The 15,170-nt window shown below is 47.3% G+C and carries 13 protein-coding genes and 1 pseudogene; 8 read left to right on the top strand and 6 right to left on the bottom strand.

Annotated elements, in window-relative coordinates; all coding sequences use genetic code 11:
* Positions 1–280 precede the first annotated feature (280 nt).
* Entirely contained in the window at positions 281–499 is a 219-nt protein-coding gene (locus tag CEQ48_RS20095) for a TolB protein (protein ID WP_181715164.1), read from the bottom strand.
* Between CEQ48_RS20095 and CEQ48_RS09365 the strand changes: the two genes are divergently transcribed.
* Together CEQ48_RS09365 and CEQ48_RS09360 are read left to right on the top strand one after the other, a co-directional pair.
* The gene (locus tag CEQ48_RS09365; protein WP_089071054.1) at positions 489–2,282 is read left to right on the top strand and encodes a sensor histidine kinase; all 1,794 of its coding nucleotides are present in this window, start codon (positions 489–491) and stop codon (positions 2,280–2,282) included. The genes CEQ48_RS20095 and CEQ48_RS09365 overlap by 11 nt on opposite strands.
* A gap of 2 nt (positions 2,283–2,284) precedes the next feature.
* Positions 2,285–3,625: a sigma-54-dependent transcriptional regulator gene (locus CEQ48_RS09360; RefSeq protein ID WP_089071053.1), complete on the top strand. Its 1,341-nt coding sequence runs from the start codon at positions 2,285–2,287 to the stop codon at positions 3,623–3,625.
* A gap of 124 nt (positions 3,626–3,749) precedes the next feature.
* Here CEQ48_RS09360 and CEQ48_RS09355 read toward each other — a convergent pair whose 3' ends face one another.
* From CEQ48_RS09355 to CEQ48_RS09340, 4 genes are all read right to left on the bottom strand, one after another.
* A complete protein-coding gene (locus tag CEQ48_RS09355; RefSeq protein ID WP_000257380.1) occupies positions 3,750–5,111 on the bottom strand; it encodes a TRAP transporter large permease in 1,362 nt (453 codons plus the stop codon).
* Positions 5,112–5,114: 3 nt separating this feature from the next.
* Complete coding sequence (locus CEQ48_RS09350) at positions 5,115–5,777, bottom strand: TRAP transporter small permease (protein ID WP_000438260.1); 663 nt, start codon at positions 5,775–5,777, stop codon at positions 5,115–5,117.
* A 67-nt stretch (positions 5,778–5,844) separates the two neighbouring features.
* Positions 5,845–6,843: a TRAP transporter solute-binding subunit DctP gene (gene dctP / locus CEQ48_RS09345; RefSeq protein WP_000476112.1), complete on the bottom strand. Its 999-nt coding sequence runs from the start codon at positions 6,841–6,843 to the stop codon at positions 5,845–5,847.
* 231 nt (positions 6,844–7,074) lie between these two features.
* Positions 7,075–8,544 carry a protein adenylyltransferase SelO gene (locus CEQ48_RS09340; RefSeq protein WP_089071052.1) on the bottom strand — a complete coding sequence of 490 codons (1,470 nt, stop codon included), beginning with the start codon at positions 8,542–8,544 and terminating at the stop codon, positions 7,075–7,077.
* 569 nt (positions 8,545–9,113) lie between these two features.
* On the opposite strand from CEQ48_RS09340, the gene CEQ48_RS09330 reads away from it, so the two are divergent.
* The 6 genes and pseudogenes from CEQ48_RS09330 to CEQ48_RS09305 all read left to right on the top strand — a co-directional run bounded on the left by CEQ48_RS09330 (position 9,114) and on the right by CEQ48_RS09305 (position 14,499).
* Complete coding sequence (locus CEQ48_RS09330; protein WP_181710807.1) at positions 9,114–9,575, top strand: putative pterin-binding protein; 462 nt, start codon at positions 9,114–9,116, stop codon at positions 9,573–9,575.
* 98 nt (positions 9,576–9,673) lie between these two features.
* Positions 9,674–11,507 (top strand): annotated as a pseudogene (locus tag CEQ48_RS09325) (putative bifunctional diguanylate cyclase/phosphodiesterase).
* Between the two features lie 144 nt (positions 11,508–11,651).
* Complete coding sequence (locus CEQ48_RS09320) at positions 11,652–12,344, top strand: CDP-alcohol phosphatidyltransferase family protein (protein ID WP_089071049.1); 693 nt, start codon at positions 11,652–11,654, stop codon at positions 12,342–12,344.
* A 2-nt stretch (positions 12,345–12,346) separates the two neighbouring features.
* Entirely contained in the window at positions 12,347–13,279 is a 933-nt protein-coding gene (locus CEQ48_RS09315; protein WP_000932195.1) for a phosphatidate cytidylyltransferase, read from the top strand.
* A 7-nt stretch (positions 13,280–13,286) separates the two neighbouring features.
* Complete coding sequence (locus CEQ48_RS09310) at positions 13,287–13,967, top strand: lysophospholipid acyltransferase family protein (RefSeq protein ID WP_089071048.1); 681 nt, start codon at positions 13,287–13,289, stop codon at positions 13,965–13,967.
* A gap of 79 nt (positions 13,968–14,046) precedes the next feature.
* Positions 14,047–14,499, top strand: a complete 453-nt coding sequence (locus CEQ48_RS09305) for an acyl-CoA thioesterase (protein ID WP_089071047.1) — start codon at positions 14,047–14,049, stop codon at positions 14,497–14,499.
* On the opposite strand, the gene CEQ48_RS09300 is transcribed toward CEQ48_RS09305, so the two are convergent.
* Entirely contained in the window at positions 14,483–15,025 is a 543-nt protein-coding gene (locus CEQ48_RS09300) for a phosphatase PAP2 family protein (RefSeq protein ID WP_089071046.1), read from the bottom strand. The genes CEQ48_RS09305 and CEQ48_RS09300 overlap by 17 nt on opposite strands.
* Between the last annotated feature and the right edge of the window lie 145 nt (positions 15,026–15,170).

Here is a 15,170-nt window from a genome sequence, read left to right as displayed (position 1 = left end):
CCTCAAAACTGGCTCAGGGTTCCTGAGCGTCATGAGCCAACACGACGTGTGGCTGCATCCTTGTGTTGTGCCCGATTGAACACTGATATGTAAATATTGAGCATCGGCTTTCAAGCGAATCACCAGAAAACCAGACTAATGAGCGATATCTTTTGGTAAAGGTATCTCTGATTAGTCTCAGGACCAAATTTCAGACGCGACATTCTAACCACCACAGCCGGAGCTGTCGAGTTAATCCCCAGTCAGAGTCAAGCCAATCTCCTGAAAACCCAATCAAGTGCTAAAAATTCCACCAAAAGGAAACCGATAGCGACTCTGAAATGGGGACAATATAGGCTTTTTCAATGGAATCGAGGCTTTTTTTTATTGAAAAGCGTAAAAAGAGATCTTGCTCTTGTTTTGCAGTCGGAGATTGCGATCTTTTTAGACGCTTCGGCTGTGCATTCTCAGTATGATGTAAAGAAAGGATTTGTTGATAAGAGCCAAGGATGCCATCCATTCGTCGTTTCAGCTTGATGTTGTGGGTCATATTTATTGTGCTGGCGAGCTTGAGCACGCACTTGTACTGGCGTTTCCAGTACCAAGCGCTACTCAATGAGCATCAGTCCCAGCTTGATCGCTTTTCAAACCATATCGTTGCGACTTTAGATAAATACGCCCACATTCCCCACCTGATTTCTAAAGATAAAGAGTTGGTTGATGCACTGCTCTCAGCACACAATTCGGCACAAATCGACCTCACCAATCGCTATTTAGAGCAAGTCAATGAGGTGATCCAAGCCGCAGATACCTATTTGATCGACCGCTTTGGCAACACGATCGCGTCCAGCAACTGGAATTTGGAACGCTCTTTTATCGGGCGCAACTTTGCATGGCGACCTTATTTTTACCTCTCCATTGCGGGTCAAAAAAGCCAATATTTTGCGCTGGGGTCAACCTCAGGACAACGCGGCTACTATTACGCCTATCCAGTGATTTATGCGGCGGAAACCTTAGGGGTTATCGTGGTCAAAATGGATTTGTCGGCTATTGAACAGGGCTGGCAAAGCAAGAGCAGCTACTTTGTGGCGACCGATGATCATCAAGTGGTGTTCATGTCGAGCCAACCCGCTTGGCTGTTTCATAGCGTTGCAGATTTATCCCCCGCACAGCTCAACGACATTCGCCAAAGCCAGCAATATTTAGACAGCCCTATTCCTTCCCTCGGCTGGCAGGGCGACTTGCAAGCGGAGCAAAGCGAATGGCGCAAGCCTGAAAAACATTGGCTGCAAGATGACTACATTGTTTCGAGTCGCCCGCTTCCTGAACTTGCCCTGACCATTCGGGTACTTTCACCAAAAATCGAACTCTTTTGGTCCGCGTTTGGCTTAGTGATCATTCTCTGCATGTTGTTTGCAATTGTGTATTTGGGCTTTCAGTTGTGGCATCACCGCCAGCTGCGTCAGCGACAAATCGAGCAGCTGCAACAAGAAACCAAGCAGAAACTGGAATTTGAGGTGATGGAGCGTACCGCCAAACTGCACGCGGAAATTGCAGAGCGGATCAAAACCGAGCACGCACTGCGCCAAACACAAGATGAGCTGACCCAAGCGGCGAAACTGGCAGTGATAGGCCAAATGTCGGCCAGCATTAGTCACGAACTGAACAATCCGCTGGCGGCGATCCGCAGTTTTGCCGATAACGGCCGCCGTTTCCTTGCCACCAACAAGCCTGAACGCGCTGAAGAAAATCTCTCGCGTATTTCCGCTCTGACGGAGCGCATGGCGAAAATCAGTGAGCAGCTTAAATCTTTCGCCCGAAAATCGACTTCCAATGAACAGCAAGATGTGCAGTTGTACCCGTTGATTTTGTCGGCCAAAGAGTTGATGACTGGGCAATTTAAAGCACAGATGACTTTGTTAGAGCTGTGCGACCTCGAAACGCCAGTTTGGGTTCGCGTCAATCCCATCCAGTTAGAACAAGTGCTGATTAATCTGCTCACCAATGCGCTGCAAGCCTTAGAGGGACAAGCGGAGCGCGTAGTTCAAATCCGTCTGCAAACCTCTGAACAGCAAATAGCGCTTTTCGTTGATGACAATGGTCCCGGTGTCGGCATTGAAACCTTGCCCCATCTGTTTGAACCTTTCCACACCACCAAAAAGAATGGTTTAGGGCTTGGACTTTCTATCTCACAGCAAATTTTGCACAGCATGCAGGGTGCATTGAGCGTGGCGACTTCACCACTCGGTGGAGCGCGCTTTACCATCACCCTGCCTCGTTTCACACCTCTCAATATGGACTAACCATGTGTGATGTATTTTTGATTGATGATGAGAGCGATATCCGCATTGCGCTCGCTCAAAGTTTCGAATTGGCCGACCTCAACGCGCAGTTTTTTGCCAGTGTCGAAGAGGCACTGCTGGCAATCAAGGAGCAAGGTCTCCCACTGGTGATCGTCAGTGATATCTGCTTACCCGGTTTAAGTGGACAGAATTTACTGAGCTCCGTATTGCATCAAGACAGTGAACTGCCCGTCATTCTTATCACTGGCCATGGCGATATTTCGATGGCGGTCAAAGCCATGCATGATGGTGCTTACGATTTTATTGAAAAGCCCTTTGCGCCTGAAAGGTTGATTGACACGGTGCAGCGTGCCATCGAAAAACGTCGCCTTACTTTGGAAAACCGTCAGCTAAAACGCAGTTTAAAAGTCAGCCAAACCTTAGGCCCGCGAATTATTGGTGAAACCGCCGCCATTCAGACTCTGCGCGATACCATTGCCCAAGTCGCGGATACCCAAGCGGATATTTTATTGTTTGGTGAAACAGGAACCGGCAAGGAGTTGGTTGCCCGTTCACTGCATGAGCAGAGCTCGCGCCGTGAACAGAATTTTGTCGCGATTAACTGTGGTGCGGTGCCGGAGAACTTGATTGAGAGCGAGCTGTACGGCCATGAAAAAGGCGCGTTTACGGGGGCAGACAGCCGTCGAGTGGGTAAGTTTGAGCATGCTCAAGGTGGCACTCTGTTTCTGGATGAGATTGAATCAATGCCGATGCAAGCGCAGATCCGGCTACTGCGTGTGCTGCAAGAGCGACTGATCGAACGGATTGGCTCGAATGAACTCATCCCCCTTGATATTCGGGTGATTGCTGCCACTAAAATCGATTTAAAACAAGCCGCTGCCGAAGGGAAATTTCGGCAAGATCTCTATTATCGACTCAACATTGTCACCCTAACGATCCCACCGCTGCGTGAGCGCAGAGAGGACATTCCTGCCCTTTTCCACCATTTCTTACTGGTCGCTGCCGCACGTTATGGTAAAGCGGCTACAGCACTGACGGCCTCCGATGTGCAAAGCTTGCTTAGTCACGATTGGCCGGGCAACGTGCGAGAATTGCGTAATGCCGCAGAGCGCTATGTGTTACTCGGTAAGTTGGCGCAATTTGCTGAAAGCCATGAGCCAAAATCCAAATTACTCGGACTGAATGAACAAGTCGCGGAGTTTGAGAAGTCACTTTTGGAGCAGACGCTGATTGAGTGTGGTGGCAGCATTAAAGCCACCATGGAGCGCCTCCACCTTCCACGTAAAACCTTGTATGACAAAATGCAGAAATATCAGCTCGATAAAGAGAGTTACAAACCCTGAAACCATCCCGCGTTCTGGTTAAAAGTCTAGGTCTCAGATTAAAGGTCGGTATAAAAAAACCAAGCCCTTCGCATGCGAAGGGCTTGTCGTTATTTGGCAAACGTAAGCATTATCGAGTTAAGCGCTAGCGAGTGATGATTTCAGGCCCCATCAAGAGTGTCGGTAACCAAGTGGATACCCAAGGCACATAAGTGACAATAATGAGGAAGAGGAACATGACGCCTACCCACGGCAGTGCAGCTTTAACCACATTCATCATCGACATCTTGGCTACCCCAGAGGTCACAAACAGGTTTAAGCCGACGGGCGGCGTGATCATGCCAATCTCCATGTTCACCACCATCATGATGCCGAGATGGATAGGGTCGATGCCCAGTGCAATCGCAATCGGGAATACCAAGGGAGCGACGATAACCAGAAGACCCGATGGCTCCATAAACTGACCACCCACCAACAAGATCAAGTTTACGACAATCAAGAAAGTAATTGGCCCAAGCCCAGCAGACAGCATGGATTCGGTGATCATCTGCGGGATGCGCTCTTCGGTCAGTACATGTTTTAAGATAAGCGCGTTAGCAATGATGAACATCAGCATGATGGTCAGTTTACCTGCATCATACAAAGTCGCTTTGGTGTCTTTGTGGACAAAGGTTTCCACTACTTTGACCAGTACCGGTTTGGTATTGGTCTTATCCGCAAACGGCCCCATATCACGATAGATAAAGTTGGCGATAAAAAAGGAGTACACCGCCGCCACAGCTGCCGCTTCTGTTGGGGTAAAGATCCCACCGTAGATCCCACCGAGAATAATCACCACCAGCAATAAGCCCCAGCTTGCTTCTTTGGCTGCTTTCAGCGCTTCTTTCCAGCCAACAAAGGGCTGCTTGGGTAGATTTTTTATCCGCGCGGTAATGTAAATTGCGATGATCAACATTAAACCGGCCAATAAGCCTGGGACAACGCCACCTAAGAACATGCGGCCAACCGAAACGTTGGTCGCCGCTGAGTACACCACCATCACAATCGAAGGGGGGATCAAAATACCCAAAGTTCCTGCGTTACAAATCACCCCCGCCGCAAACTCTTTGCTGTAGCCGTTTTTGACCATGCCCGCAATCACGATACTGCCGATGGCAACCACCGTTGCCGGAGATGAGCCCGAGAGCGCCGCAAACATCATACAGGCGACCACAGAAGCAATCGCTAAACCGCCGCGGAACCAGCCAACCATAGCAATCGCAAAACGGATGATCCGTTTAGCCACTCCGCCAGTAGACATAAACGTTGAGGCGAGAATAAAAAACGGGATCGCCAATAAAGTGTAGTGGCCAGCAAACGCGTTAAACAGGGTTTGTGCAACCGAAGCTAAAGAGGCATCCGAGTGCCACAATAGGAACAAAATACTGGATAAGCCCAGCGAGATAGCAATCGGCACGCCAACAATCATCATGCCGATAACCAGAATAAATAACAGTGCAACGGCCATGGCTTACTTCTCCTTGCCTTGAGTCTTAGGCATCATTGCCTCACCCGCTTCTGAAAGCTCCGCTTTCAGTGCTTCTAAATCTTCTTCGGCTTCATGACCGGCAATCATGCGATCCAGTTTGCCAGTGAGAATTTGCCAAGCGATCTGCAGAAAGCGGAAAGTCAGCAGCGCCATACCTATCGGCAGAGCGGCATAAGGAATAAAGCGCGGCAGCTTTTCATAGCGCTCACCTTCATTGAACCAATCCGCCATAAACTGCAGCATTTCAGGCATCGGAATATCATCGGTTTCATACCATGCACGTTCGCTAATAAAGGGGTACCAGTAGTTCCAAGAACCGATCAGTAAGAGGATTGAAAATGCCAAACAACAGGCCACAGCAACCAATGCATACAGCTTACGCAATCGTGCTGGTGCGATATTGATCAGCACATCGACACCAATATGAAAGTGGCGTTTTACCCCAAATGAAGCCCCGACAAGCACCATCCAAGCGAACATAAACACTGTTCCCTCAAGCGCCCAGAGAATGTTGTCGTTGAATAGATAACGCATGATGACGTTTGCAAAGGTCAGTAGCGTCATCGCGCCCATAAAAAACGCGATCAGAAATTCTTCAATCGAGTCGGTAAACTGGCCGACTCTCGAAAACCATGACTGTTCCATGTGATACATCGCTCTAATAGTGTGACGAACAGACAAACGGCCCCACCGTGATGGGGCCAAATAAAGGTTACTTCTGGTTAGCTGCAAGAGCGGCTTCAATCAGATCGGCACCGATGTCTTTCTCAAACTTCTGCCATACCGGTTTGAGTGCATCGACCCATTGCTGACGCTGCTCTGGAGTCAGAGTACGTACGACACCGCCCGCTTCAATGATGTACTGCTTATTGAGCTCTTCCACTTTGTTGGATTCTGCGTTGCGCTCAATCGTGACTTCATTGAGGATCTTGGCAAACTGATCACGAACATCTGCAGGTAAGCCATCCCACCATTTACTTGAGGTCACAACGAGGTAATCCAGAATGCCGTGGTTGGTTTCGGTGGTGCCATCTTGTACTTCAAAGTACTTTTGTCCGTAGATGTTTGACCAAGTATTTTCTTGTCCATCAATGACTTTGGTCTGTAAACCGCCGTAGGTTTCCGCAAACGACATTTTCTGTGGGTTAGCACCGATCTGCTCAAACTGAGCCACCAACACATCGGAGGCTTGTACACGGAATTTCAACCCTTTGGCATCCGCAGGCACCAGAATTGGCTTGTTGGCAGAGATCTGCTTCATCCCGTTGTGCCAGAACTCCAAGCCTTTTACACCACGGCGAGTCATGGCATTTTTCAGCTCTTCACCCTTGGCGGAGCTTTGGAAACGGTCAACGGCATCCACATCTTCAAAAAGGAAAGGCAGGTCAAAAATACGGTACTTTTTGGTGAATTTTTCAAATTTAGACAGCGAAGGTGCTGCCAGTTGTACGTCGCCGTTGAGCAGGGCTTCTAACACTTTGTCATCATCGTACAGCGTTGAGTTAGGGAACACCTGCATACAGGCTTTACCGTTCATCTCTTCGTTGACGCGTTTTTCCAGTAGTGATGCCGCAATCCCTTTCGGGTGTTTGTCGGTATTGGTCACATGGCTGAACTTGATCACGATTTCGCCTGGGTCACAATTAGCGGCAGCATTAAAGCTAGTGACAGCGAGGATAGAAGCGGCAATTAGGGTAAGCGGCTTGAACATTCTTATTCTCCTTGGTTGGATTTTTCAGCCCATCATTGGACTGCGTACCCATACCAAAGCAACTTGCGCGCCATTTATTACACAAAATTAACATTTATTTAAAATCAGTAACTTGTAAAACTAGTGATTGCATTCCTCTCTTGTGTTCGAGGTTTCAGCCATAAAAAATGGGTGAAAATCCACCCATCCAATTTCAGTAATGGGTCACTTTCCACCCATGCATAACAGGCCTTAGGAAGAACAACTGATCTCCAGTTTTTTCCCCCATTCTGGCGGTAACTTTGCGTAGCGTTCAAACTCGGGATGCTCGGCATAAGGGCTAGCCAACACAGTGGCTAAGCATTGCATTACCTCAAAATCGCCTCGTTCAGCAAACTCAATTGCTTGCTGCGCAAGGTAGTTACGCAAGATGTATTTCGGGTTCACTTGGCGCATGGCTTGGCAGCGCTCACTGCTGCTGATGGGTCGCCCCTCTAGACCTAACTCACGAGCAGCGCGCTCAAGATAACGGGTTAACCAGGTCTTAGCCGCTTCGCGATCTAACACCAAATCGATCACCGCCTCGTTTCCTTGCCGATCCAAACAGGAGAGCTCGCGTAAAAAGCGCGTGTAATCGGTGTGATTGTTGGCCAGTAGCGCGAAGAAATCAGCAAACAACTCGCCATCCCCCTCTTGCTGAGTCGCTAAACCGAGTTTCGCGCGCATCAAACGGCTGAAATGCAGATTGAGGTGATCAGAATAACTCCCCAGTACAGCTTCTAAATCGTCTTTGTCAATCAGAGGTGACAGCGCATGCGCTAATGCGGATAGGTTCCAAAGGCCAATGCGTGGCTGCTGATCAAAGGCATATCGTCCCTGATAATCCGAGTGATTGCAGATGAAGTTCGGATCGTAGTCATCCAAAAAGGCAAAGGGACCATAATCAAAGGTTTCCCCGAGAATCGACATATTATCGGTATTCATCACCCCGTGGTTAAAGCCGTAAGCTTGCCACTGCGCAATCATCAGCGCAGTGCGCTCAACCACTTGCGAAAACCAAGCCGCATAAGGTTTCGATGTTTTCACGCAATCTGGGAAATGCCATTCGATGACTTTATCCGCCAGTAATTTCAGGTTCATATGCTGATCGGTGTAAAAGAAATGCTCGAAATGGCCAAATCGCACATGGGTATGGGCTAAACGCACCAAGAGTGCGCCGCGCTCTTCACGCTCTCGATAGACTGGCGTTTCACTACTCATTAGTGCTAATGCGCGGGTTGTGGCAATGCCGAGCCCAGCCATCGCCTCACTGCACAAATATTCACGAATGGATGAACGCAGCACCGCTCGCCCATCTCCCATTCGTGAATAAGGCGTAAGCCCTGCGCCCTTGAGGTGAATATCAAACACTTCACCCTGCTTGGTCGCCATTTCCGCCAACAGTAAGCCGCGGCCATCACCTAAAGCGGGGTTATACACCCCAAACTGATGGCCCGCATATTTCATCGCGACGGGAGAAAAATCAGCAGGTAACTGCTGCCCAGACAGCGATGCCAATAACTCATCATTCGGTGCCTCAGGCAAACCAAATTGTTGCGCCAAACGAGTGTTCCACATCCCCCAACGTACATTTTGCAAAGGCTGAGGATGAACTGGGGTATAAAAAGCTTGGGGTAACGCCGCAAAACGTTTGCTAAGATGAACAGCATTCCACACTGACATAACTAGACTCGCGATCAATGGTTTGGTCGCACGTTAGCAAATACTTGACCTTTTCACTAGGTTTTATTGTTCTGAAATTGTGTAGACAGAGAACCCAAACTTATCGCCCAAAGCCCTCTCACGTTCTATGCTTACCAAAGGTGTTAGAAGGCAGCTCAAGTGGATAAAAACCCGCGGATAAAAAAGCCGAAGCAATCTGCTTCGGCTTTGGTGAATCTTAGGTGTTGCTATAGCAGCATAAAGGTGAAGCCTAATGCCAATAAGGAAAACACCAGCGTACGACCCACAACACCTAGCGCACTAGGTTGCACCATTTCAACGTGTTCCATATCGATCTCCCCACCTTTATGTTTATGACACGGTAATGACAATATGATTAAACTTTGAAAAATCAGCAAGAGATTGAGACGTTAATTTTTTGTGACAGAAGTGGGATGCCACCATACCTCCCAAGGGGTGAATGAGCTCGACTTTAGTCTCAAACTAAAGATCGACCTTGCACGCGTCAAATGGGCTACCTATACCTATATAAACATCACTCAACATAAATGGGGTAACGAATGAGAACTATGAAGGTAATGTTGTTTACGCTGTTAGCGTTGATAAGCAGCAAATTGTTTGCACAAGAACCGATCCTCACGATAACCCATCAAGGGCAAACCGTTTCGGCCACTTATCAAGAACTGTTAGCCCGTAGTGATTTAACTATCGTCACCGAAACGCCGTGGACACAAGGTAATACGGAGTTTAAAGGCATTTCTGCTCAAGCATTGTTAGCTTGGATGGGGGCAAAACAAGCCGACCTTAAAGTGGTCGCCCTAAACAAATATTGGGCCGTGATCCCTTATTCTGATATCGAGAAATACAACCCTGTTTTCGCGATTCAAAATAATGGCAAACCGATGCAGATCCGCGACCGTGGGCCAATTTGGTCAATCTACCCGCTTAGTAGTAGTGGCGAGTTAGATAATGAAATACTGCACAGCCGCATGGTCTGGCAAATCAGCAATATAGAAATCATCACTCCTTAACCACGATGAAGAAGCCTCTACTTGCTTTTTTCACTCTAGTCTTCGTCATGGTCATGTTGTCGTTCTGGGCCATGGTTCGCTTCACCAATACTTATAATATGCTCACCAAGTACACCCAATTGGCGGCTTGGTCTTTAGCGCAATTGGAAGTAGAGACGCTCAATTTCACTCATAGATTGGAGGCTTATTTATTAAACGAAAGCCGCGAAAATCATCAGGTGATGAGTCTTAATTACGATATTTTGTGGAACCGTTTCGATCTCTTTCTAACCAGTAAAGAAACCCAAGAACTCAGACAGCAACATAATGCAGAAGCCATCATTCAAGAGGTTTTCACTCAAATCAAACGTTATGAACTTGCTGTCACTCAAGGAGATAAAGCGACACTGCAAGAATTACAAAAGGCTCTGGAACCCTACAACGCCCAGATCCGCAATTTAGCGATTGTGAATTTTACGGGTGAGAGTGCCAACAGCAATATCCGCATGATCAACGAGAATAAACAGCAGTTACTCTATTTTTTTTGCTGCGATTCTGCTCATCTTAATTTTGATCTCGTACATGACTTATCGTTCTGCAGATTATCAACAGTTTCTCGCATGGCATGACCCACTCACACGACTAAAAAACCGTAACTTTATTGTTAAGAGGCTAAAGAAAAGCCGCCCAAGTCAACAAGAACCTATCGCACTCATCCTGTTCGATCTCAATCGATTCAAAGAATTGAATGATACGATGGGCTACACCTTTGGCGACCAGTTGTTGATTAATATTGCTGAGTTACTCACCCAACGCTGCCGCTCATTTGCTTATCAATGCGCCCGCATTGGTGCCGATGAATTCGCCGTTTTACTGCATCCTTGTAGCGGAAATGCCGATTTTTTTATCCGTAACTTGTGGAATGACTTGACCAAATTAGTACAAGAGAATGATCCGACCAAACGTTTGAGTGTCGCGATGGGCGTTGTCACCTGTCAGACTCTAGACTTCACTCAAAACAGCTCAAAACTACGGGCGAGCAGTTTATTAAACAATGCTGATTTAGCACTCAATATCGCAAAAAAAGCACCTGAAGGTCAGGTGGTGTACTACACCCGAGACATTGAAAGTGCATACAACAAAAAGCGTATTCTCGCCGAGCAGCTACAGCAGTTGCTGTTAGATCCGAACCAATCGAGTTTGTATTTATCCTATCAACCTATCTTGTCACGCAATCCTGACCGACTAGGGTGTGAGGCGTTGATCCGCTGGCAACACAGTGAGTTTGGTTATATCAATCCGCAGTATTTGATCGAGATTGCCGAAGAGTATGGACTTGGCAAAAAACTCGGTGCATGGATCATGCAGCAGGTCTATTTAGCATTACAAAATGATTGGAAACCTTACAACCGCCGGTTAGATGTCTCGATCAACCTTTCCGATTCTCTGTTTGATGAAACCTTGCCAACACTCGTGACCACGATTTTTGGCCACCATGAGAATTTCCTCAATGCGATCATTTTAGAGCTAACCGAAACCATGACCATTGATGATTTTCCGCAAAGTCTCGCCATCATCGAATCATTAGAAAAAATGAAAGTTCGTTTTGCACTCGATGACTTCGGAACTGGATGGTCATCGCTCTACCAACTCAACCACCTCAGATTCAGTAAGTTGAAGATTGATAAATCGTTTGTCGACAATATGAATCAAAACCAGCAACAGGCGATTTTTATTGCTTCCATCGTTAATCTTTCCCATCAATTGGGGATGCAAGTGGTGGCTGAGGGGGTCGAACAGTTGGCGCAATTAGAGCAACTCAAGCAATTAGGCGTAGATGAGTTCCAAGGTTACTATTTCTCTCGCCCGATCACCAAAACCGAGTTCGCAGCTTTCTGCGATCACTACTTTTCCTCAGAGAATACCTCGATATCCGCGCAAATTAATGAGTAATGCATTAGCAATACCATGCTACAAGATTGAGACGCGTACCAAAAAACAGGTAACCCTACTTGGTATGACTTCTTTTCAGCGCTGATTGGTGGTACCACATCGCCTATTGCTAGCCACACTTTCTATGTGGCAACAAGAGGTTATATGGAAAAGACACTATCCGAAGAGAAAAACCGCCGCCCACTTGCGGTCCGAGAACTGAACTTCACCAAACGTATCGCCGTTTGGTTGAGCCAAAAACAGATCACCCCTAACCAAATTTCGTTAATGAGTATTGCCTTTGCGCTGCTTGGCTTTGTCATTTTAGCCGTATATCACTACTACCCTACCCCACTTTGGCTAATTCTGGCGGCCTTATCGATTCAAGCGCGTTTACTGTGTAACTTGTTTGATGGCATGGTTGCCGTAGAAGGTGGGAAGAAGACCCCTGCTGGCGAATTATTTAATGATGTGCCAGATCGCATTGCCGACCCTTTGTTGATTCTTGGTGCGGGTTTTGTCACTACGTCTGAGCTAGGAATGACCTTGGCATGGCTTTGCGCTCTCCTTGCGGTGCTGACCGCCTATATTCGTGTCTTGGGAGTCAGCATGGGCGGTGAAGCTGATTTCCAAGGCCCGATGGCTAAACAGCATCGCATGGCACTGCTTACTCTGAGTTTGCTCTTTATCGCGGCACTGTCACTGTTCGATGAGATCCCAACCTTTTTCGCATACACCATGGATATCGCCTTAATCGTCATGCTGATTGGGCTGGTACTCACGGTTTGGCGACGCTTACAGCACATTTATCAATTCCATGCGGCGCGTGCTTCGTCGCCCGATCATCAAGGTAGCTGATCATGCTCAACATTCCTCAACACTCACTGCACTTGATGTTGGTGATTTTGGCCATTTTAGTGGTAGGTACACTCTGTTATTTGTGGCTGTCTCGCCGCTATCCTGAACGCGATTATCTCGAATTAAAGCTGCGTATTCGTTCATGGTGGTGGATGGTTGCGATTGTGTTTGTCGTATTGCAGCTTCCACTCAACTACACGCTCTTTTTTGTGGGTTTCCTGAGTTTCATGGCACTGAAAGAGTTTCTCTCGATTGTGCCCACACGCATGACCGATCGCCGAGTGATTTTCTGGGCTTATTTATCCATTCCATTTCAGTACTACTGGCTCTCCATCGGCTGGTACGGCATGTTCATTATCTTTATTCCAGTCTATGTATTCCTGTACTTGCCTATGGTGATGGTGCTGATTGGAGATACTAAAGGCTTTATTCGCTCAGCAGGCATTATTCACTGGGCAATGATGTTGACCGTATTTTGTATCAGCCATATGGCCTACCTATTGGTGTTACCAAGCTTAAACCCAGATGCAGGTTCACTGGGTATGTTGCTGTTTTTATTGGTAATGACTCAGTTCAATGATGTTGCCCAATACGTGTGGGGAAAAAGTTTTGGTAAACATAAGATCGTTCCGAAAGTCAGCCCGAATAAAACTTGGCAAGGCTTTATCGGCGGCACATTGACCGTGGTTACCGTTTCATACTTTGCAGCGCCTTATTTAACGCCACTGACCGCAGCGCAAGGGCTGGTCGGCGGTGTCATCATTGCTTTGAGTGGATTTATTGGCGATTTGGTGATTTCTTCAGTCAAGCGCGATTTGCGTATCAAAGACACCAGCCAGTTTATTCCGGGCCACGGGGGCATTTTGGACAGGGTCGATAGCTTGATGTTTACCGCTCCGCTGTTTTTCCACTACCTCTATTATCTCTATTACTGAGGCTTATATGGCGCGTATTCTGAAAGTGCTGTTTTTCCTATTGATCGTTAAACCCCTCGTTTTTGTTGGTTTAGGGCTCAATATTTTGCAACGCCAAAATCTCCCTACTCAAGGTCCAATGGTGATTGCCGCCAATCACAATAGTCATTTAGATACACTCGTACTTATGGCTCTGTTTCCGCTGCATTTAATTCACCGAGTGCACCCTGTCGCTGCAGCGGATTACTTTCTGGTGAATCCCTTTGTGGCTTGGTTATCACTGAATATTATAGGCATCATTCCGATCCATCGCTCCCCCTCAAACAGTGAACGTGACGCGGTACTGCAAGCTTGCCATGAAGCTTTAGATCAAGGCGATATTCTGATTATTTTCCCAGAAGGGAGTCGAGGCGAGCCAGAAATAATGAGTGGTTTGAAAAAAGGCATTTATCATTTAGTCAAAAATCACCCGGAGCGTGCGGTATTGCCTGTGGTCATGCGTGGTTTGGGGCGCGCGCTACCCAAAGGTACAGCGATGTTCGTGCCTTTTAATTGCGATGTAGTGATTGGTGAACCGTTAACCGGTTTTAGTGATGCGGAACATTTCGTACAGGTCATGCAAAAAAATTACCAGCAATTGGCGATTCACTGCATCACTCAAACCCAAGCAACTCTGGATAGCGAAACCATCGACAGCAGAGAAATTTAACGTTTTGATAACAAGCTCAAGCTTACAATAGCCATTTACCGTTAGAATATTTGTTCTAATCACAACACGAGTAAAAGGCATGGAATCGCTTTTAAAAGATTTCCCTGTAGTCACGAAAATCGTGGTCGCATGGGGAGAGATGGATGCACTGCAACACGTCAATAATGTGGTCTACTTTCGCTACTTTGAAACCGCGCGAATTGATTACTTCGCTCATCTTAAGCTGATGGAAGAGTTACAACGCACCCAAATTGGTCCAGTGTTATCAGAGACACAAGCGCGTTATAAAATCCCAGTCACTTTCCCCGATACGCTGCTGATTGGTTCACGCATTACCTCTGTTCAAGCAGATCGCTTTAGCATGGAATACCAAGTGGTGAGCCAAAAACTCGGTAAAGTGACTACGGTCGGTAACGCCACTGTGGTCATGTTTAACTTTAAAACTGGAGAAAAAGCCCAACTGCCAGTGTCAGTGAGAGAAGCCATTCAAACTTTGGAAGGGGCATCTCTCTCTATCACCAACGCATCGTAACGCTAATACCTGCTTGGTCTCCTTCAATCCAAGGTAATACTTGTACCGAGTCATCAAACGGCTCGGTAAACATCCACGCTGATACACTTCCTAATACAGCACCCGCAAGTACATCACGCCAGTAATGTTTATTACCTTCAACCCTACCCAAGCCTGATAACGCCGCCATACCATAAGCTGGCAGTCCAATCTCCCAACCGTAGCGAATATTCAGTGTCGTCGCGGCGGCGAAAGCGTTCGCGGTATGGTTAGACGGAAAACTGTCATTACCGCTGCCATCGGGTCGCTCTTCATCCACTAAAGATTTGGTCAACAAGCCAACACCAGAAGCCGTTGCAATACTTAACCCCGCCTGAGTAAACCCTTGCCAATCGCTTTGATAAGCTGGCACCGCAAGCGCCAAGCCCACTAGACTGTACGTACCTATATCACTGAACGTTTCCCAGTTTTTTGCGTTATCCGCGCACACCATTCCGGAATAAATCGAGGACACAAGTACGCCACCCAAGCATAACCTTCTCTTCATAAGACTCTCCATCCCAACGTAGGGGCGTGATTGTATATCGTCCCTTGACTTACCGCCAAATACCTTAATGCGAGAGTCTGCTTATCAAACACAAGATATGCAGTTTTATTGAATACAAAATCAATGATTGCGCATTTTATTCCCA

This window comes from Vibrio tarriae (assembly GCF_002216685.1).
Lineage (GTDB): Bacteria > Pseudomonadota > Gammaproteobacteria > Enterobacterales > Vibrionaceae > Vibrio > Vibrio tarriae.
Note: the sequence above shows the minus strand (reverse complement) of the source record. Positions and strands in the feature narration are given on the sequence as shown.